Consider the following 1191-nt stretch of genomic DNA (forward strand, 5'->3'; position numbering starts at 1 on the left):
GTAGCCTTTCCTATCGTCAAACCCGGCTTTGCTGCTCTAGCTATCTTTACCTTTATCAATACTTGGAATGACTATTTCATGCAGCTCGTAATGTTGACCTCGCGGAACAATCTGACGATTTCGTTAGGGGTTGCGACTATGCAGGCTGAGATGGCAACCAACTATGGTTTGATTATGGCCGGTGCTGCTTTGGCGGCGGTGCCAATCGTAGCAGTCTTCCTCATCTTCCAAAAATCCTTTACCCAAGGGATTACTATGGGAGCTGTCAAAGGATAAGGCACTCAATAGAGGAAATAAAACTATGATTTTTGATGATTTAAAAAATGTGACTCGTTACAAGGGCCTTCATCCAAATCTGGATAAAGCGATTGATTATCTCTATGAGCACCGCAAAGACAGCTTTGACTTGGGACGCCATGAAGTGGATGGAGATAAGGTCTTTCTCTTGGTTCAGGAAAACACGCTCAATCAAGAGGCCAATGATCAATTTGAATATCATAAAAAATATGCAGATTTTCATCTGCTAGTAGCAGGGCATGAGTATTCTGCCTATGGTAGCCAGATAGTCGATGAGGCAGTGGCTTTTGATGAAGAGGCGGATATCGGCTTTGTTCATTGTCAAAATCGTTATCCTCTCTTGTTGGATTACCATAATTTTGCGATTTTCTTTCCAGGAGAAGCCCATCAGCCGAATGGCTATGCGGGTCTGGAAGAAAATGTCAGAAAGTATCTTTTTAAAGTGTTAATAGACTAGCCCTAGGTGAGCGAGATTTTTGAGGGTGCAAGGCTAGTAGAGAAAGGAGAAACTTATGTCAGATAAGGGAACAGGACTCATCAGAGCTATATTTGATACGGATAATTTCTTCATGCAAATCTGTGAGAAAATCCTAGATTTGATGACGGTCAATCTTCTCTTTCTCTTGTCTTGCCTGCCCTTGGTGACCATTGGGATTGCCAAGATCAGCCTCTATCAGACACTTTTTGAAATCAAGGGAAACCGTCGGGTAAAAGTAATCAGAACTTACACTCGAATCTTTCGAGAAAATTGGAAGCAAGGGCTCAAACTGGGCTTGCTGGAATTGGCTTTAGTCGGTATCAGTCTCTTTGACCTCCTGCTTTTTCGGACGCAGGAAGCTCTGCCTTTCCAAGTTTTAAAGGCGGTTTGTTTTGGAATTATTATTTTTACAATCC

At 42.4% G+C, this 1191-nt stretch carries 2 protein-coding genes and 1 pseudogene; all 3 read left to right on the forward strand.

The window, feature by feature from the left end; translation table 11 throughout:
- Nucleotides 1-276 (forward strand): annotated as a pseudogene (locus D8792_RS10695) (carbohydrate ABC transporter permease); the annotation flags it as partial.
- Nucleotides 277-301: 25 nt separating this feature from the next.
- Entirely contained in the window at nucleotides 302-754 is a 453-nt protein-coding gene (locus tag D8792_RS10700) for a NanQ anomerase/TabA/YiaL family protein (RefSeq protein WP_125371650.1), read from the forward strand.
- A gap of 55 nt (nucleotides 755-809) precedes the next feature.
- Nucleotides 810-1191: DUF624 domain-containing protein (locus D8792_RS10705; protein ID WP_125373999.1), on the forward strand; the 382-nt coding region annotated here is incomplete at its 3' end.

Origin of the sequence: Streptococcus cristatus (genome assembly GCF_003943505.1) — a bacterium.
Lineage (GTDB): Bacteria > Bacillota > Bacilli > Lactobacillales > Streptococcaceae > Streptococcus > Streptococcus cristatus_E.

Bases quoted from the DNA above. Each gene is read 5' to 3' on its own strand.
- D8792_RS10700 (WP_125371650.1), top strand. From the start codon at position 302: ATGATTTTTGATGATTTAAAAAATGTGACTCGTTACAAGGGCCTTCAT.